The 4043-nt window shown below is 65.0% G+C and carries 3 protein-coding genes and 1 pseudogene; all 4 read left to right on the plus strand.

From position 1 onward, the window contains the following. A pseudogene (mraY, locus tag EN932_RS30850) lies at positions 1-322 on the plus strand (phospho-N-acetylmuramoyl-pentapeptide-transferase); the annotation flags it as partial. A gap of 8 nt (positions 323-330) precedes the next feature. Then, positions 331-1731, plus strand: coding sequence for a UDP-N-acetylmuramoyl-L-alanine--D-glutamate ligase (gene murD / locus EN932_RS30855; RefSeq protein ID WP_127370083.1), 1401 nt, complete (start codon positions 331-333; stop codon positions 1729-1731). Further along, entirely contained in the window at positions 1731-2882 is a 1152-nt protein-coding gene (ftsW, locus tag EN932_RS30860) for a putative lipid II flippase FtsW (protein ID WP_013530956.1), read from the plus strand. Before murD ends, ftsW begins: the two co-directional genes overlap by 1 nt. Position 2883: 1 nt before the next feature. Beyond that, complete coding sequence (gene murG / locus EN932_RS30865) at positions 2884-4011, plus strand: undecaprenyldiphospho-muramoylpentapeptide beta-N-acetylglucosaminyltransferase (protein WP_013530957.1); 1128 nt, start codon at positions 2884-2886, stop codon at positions 4009-4011. Positions 4012-4043: the final 32 nt, after the last annotated feature.

The following is a 4043-nucleotide window of genomic DNA, read 5'->3' on the forward strand; positions in this document are numbered from 1 at the left end:
CTGGTTCAACGCGCCGCCGGCGGCGATCTTCATGGGCGACACCGGATCGCTGGCCATGGGCGGCCTGATCGGCACCGTCGCGGTCGCCACCAAGCATGAGATCGTGCTGGTCATCGTCGGCGGATTGTTCGTCGTCGAAATCCTGTCCGTCATCATCCAGGTCGGCTACTTCAAGATGACCGGCAAGCGGGTGTTCCTGATGGCGCCGATCCACCATCATTTCGAAAAGCTCGGCTGGACCGAAAGCCAGGTGGTGATCCGCTTCTGGATCATCGCCGTCATCCTGGCGCTGGTCGGCCTGTCGACCCTCAAGCTGAGATAGGAAGCCCTTTGATCCCCGCCGCATCCTTTTCAGGCAAGCGCGTTTCGCTCTTCGGGCTCGGTGGCTCGGGGATCGCGACGGCGCGCGCGCTGATCGAGGGCGGCGCGGACGTGCTGGCCTGGGACGACAATCCCGACAGTGTGGCCAAGGCCGCCATTGCCGGTATCGCGACCGCTGATTTGCGCGGCGCCGACTGGGCGAAATTCTCGGCCTTCGTGCTGTCGCCTGGTGTGCCGCTGACGCATCCCAAGCCGCATTGGACGGTGGAACTGGCGCGCGGCTCAGGCGTCGAGATCGTCGGCGACATCGAGCTTTTCTGCCGCGAGCGGATGCTGAGCGCGCCGACAGCGCCTTTCATCGCCATCACCGGCACCAACGGCAAGTCGACGACGACCGCGCTGACCGCGCACATCCTGAAAGCCGCGGGACGCGATGCCCAGATGGGCGGCAATATCGGCCGCGCGGTGATGACGCTCGATCCGCCCGAGCCCGATCGGCACTATGTCGTCGAGTGTTCGTCCTACCAGATCGACCTCGCGCCCTCGATCAATCCGACGGCCGGCATCCTGCTCAATCTGACGCCCGATCATCTCGACCGCCATGGCACCATGCAGCACTACGCCGCGATCAAGGAGCGGCTGGTGGCCGGCAGCGAGACGGCGATCGTCGGCGTCGACGATTCCTGGTGCGCGCAGATTGCCGAGCGGCTGGAGCGGGCGGGGCGGCATGTCATCCGCATTTCCAAGCGCCTGCCGCTGACCGACGGCTATTTCGCCGATGGCAGCAATTTGATGGAAGCTGTGCACGGCCGTTACAGCCGTGTCGCCTTCCTCGAAGGCATCGGCTCCTTGCGTGGCCAGCACAATGCCCAGAACGCTCTGGCTGCGGTCGCCGCTTGTCTCAAGATCGGGCTGGAGCTTGGCGAGATCCAGTCGGGACTGGAAAGCTTTCCCGGCCTCGCGCACCGCATGGAGCAGGTCGGCCGCAAGGACCATGTGCTGTTCATCAACGATTCCAAGGCGACCAATGCCGATGCTGCGGCGCCGGCGCTGTCGAGCTTTGCACGCATCTACTGGATCGCCGGCGGCCTGCCCAAGGAAGGCGGCATCGAACCCTTGCGCGGCTTCTTCCCGCGCATCGCCAAGGCCTATCTTATCGGCGAGGCGGCGCCGGCGTTTTCGGCGACGCTGGGCGAGGCCGTGCCCTACGAGATTTCAGGCACGCTGGCCGCGGCGGTCGAGCACGCCGCGCATGATGCGGCTAAGGACGACAGCGGCGAGGCGGTGGTGCTGCTGTCGCCGGCCTGCGCCAGCTTCGACCAGTTCAAGAATTTCGAAGTTCGCGGCGAAGCCTTCAGGCAAGCTGCGAATGCTATCGAGGGTGTGAAACCCATCGGAGGGGCACGATAATGCAGAGCCGTCTCGACAAAAGTCCGGTTGCGACCTGGTGGTGGACGATCGATCGCTGGTTCCTGGCGGCGTTCCTGTCGCTGATGGGCCTCGGTATCGTGCTGTCCTTCGCGGCGAGCCCGGCGGTCGCCGAACGCATCGGCCTCGACAGTTTCCACTTCGCCACCAGGCAGATCATCTTCACCGTACCGGCGCTCGGCGTGATGCTGGCTGTGTCGTTCCTCGATTCCAGGCAGATCCGGCGCATGGCGCTGATCATGCTGTGCCTGATGCTGGTGCTGATGGTGGCGGTGCTCTACATCGGCGTCGAGGTGAAGGGCGCACGCCGCTGGGTGTCGCTTGCCGGCCTGTCGATCCAGCCGTCGGAATTTTTGAAACCAGCCTTCGTCATCATGTGCGCCTGGCTTTTCGCTGAGCACAAGCGCCAGCCCGACATTCCCGGCAATCTGTTCGCCATGTTGCTGCTGGTACTGGTCGTGTCGCTGCTGGTGGCGCAACCGGATCTCGGCCAGACCATGCTGACGACCGGCACCTGGGGCATCATGTTTTTCATGGCCGGGCTGCCCTGGCTGTGGATCGTTGCGCTGGGTGCCGCCGGCGTCGGCGGCGTTTTCGCCGCCTATACGGTGTTCCCGCACGTTGCCTTGCGCATCGACAAGTTTCTTACCGGCGAAGGCGACACATTCCAGGTCGATATGGGACGCGACGCGCTGATCAATGGCGGCTGGTTTGGCGTCGGACCAGGTGAGGGCACAGTCAAGCGCGTTATTCCCGACAGCCATGCCGACTTCGTCTTCTCGGTCGCAGGCGAAGAGTTCGGACTGATCATGTGCTTCTTCATCATGTCGATATTCGCCTTCATCGTGCTGCGCGGCCTCAACACGGCGCTGAAGGAGCATGACGATTTCACCCGCTACGCGGTCGGCGGCCTCGTCACCGTCTTCGGCTTGCAGGCGGTCATCAACATGTGCGTCAACCTCCAGCTTGTGCCGGCCAAGGGCATGACGCTGCCGTTCATCTCCTATGGCGGCTCCTCGCAGATCGCCATCGCCATCTCGATGGGGATGGTGCTGGCGCTGACACGCAAGCGGCCGGAAAAGCGCAAGCAGATGGGCTTTGGCCTGTCGCAACGCGCCGTGCCGGCGGAGTGATATGGCCAGAGGCGTCATCCTTCTCGCGGCAGGCGGCACCGGCGGGCATCTTTTCCCGGCCGAGGCGCTGGCGCATGAGCTGAACGAGCGCGGCTGGTCGGTGCACCTGGCAACCGACGACCGTGCCGAGCGTTTCGCCGGCCATTTTCCGGCCGCTGCCGTCCACCCGATCCAGTCGGCGACGATGGGCTCGAAAAACCCTTTTGCCCTGCTTGGTGCCTTCTGGAAAATCTGGCGCGGCGTGCGCCAGGCTTCTGCCGTCATCGCCAGGATCAAGCCGGATGCCGTCGTCGGCTTCGGCGGCTATCCGACCTTGCCGCCGCTCTACGCGGCGACACGGCGCAAGGTACCGACCCTGATCCATGAGCAGAACGCGGTGATGGGGCGCGCCAACCGGGCGCTGGCCGGCCGTGTCGACGCGATCGCCGGCGGCTTCCTGCCGCAGGACAGCAGTGCAGCCGGGGTCAAGACGGTGACGACAGGCAATCCGGTCCGGCCTGCGGTGCTGGAAGCGGCCAAGACTGCCTATGCGGCATCTGCCGGGGATCAACCGTTCCGCCTGCTGGTTTTTGGCGGCAGCCAGGGCGCCCAATTCTTTTCCGATGCCGTGCCGGGAGCCATTGCGCTGCTTTCCGACGCCCAGCGCAAACGGCTGGTCATTACCCAACAAGCGCGCGCCGATGACGTGGCGCGGGTCAAGGCGGCCTATGCCACCCTTGGCGTCGCCGTCGAGGTCTCGCCCTTCTTCACCGATATGGCGGCACGCATGGCGGCCGCTCATCTGGTGATCTCGCGTTCCGGCGCCTCGACCGTCTCGGAGATCGCCGTCATCGGCCGGCCGGCGCTGCTGGTGCCTTACCCCCATGCGCTCGATCACGATCAGGCGGCGAACGCGGCGGCCCTTGCCGCTGCCGGCGGCGGCGAAGTGCATCCGCAATCCTCGCTCTCGTCCGAACGCATCGCAGCGCTTGTCGGCGGGCTGATGGACGACCCCGATCGGCTGACGGCGATGGCGGCGGGTGCGAAATCGGCCGGCAGGCCGGACGCGGCACGGTTGCTCGCCGATCTTACAGAGGCTATTGCGTCCAAAAAAACCGTTTCGGATTTCAGGAAGGGGACGCAAGCATGAAGATGCCGCAGACCATCGGCCTTGTGCATTTC

It is taken from the genome of Mesorhizobium sp. M7A.F.Ca.US.002.01.1.1 (assembly GCF_004022955.1).
GTDB classification, from domain to species: Bacteria; Pseudomonadota; Alphaproteobacteria; order Rhizobiales; family Rhizobiaceae; genus Mesorhizobium; species Mesorhizobium ciceri.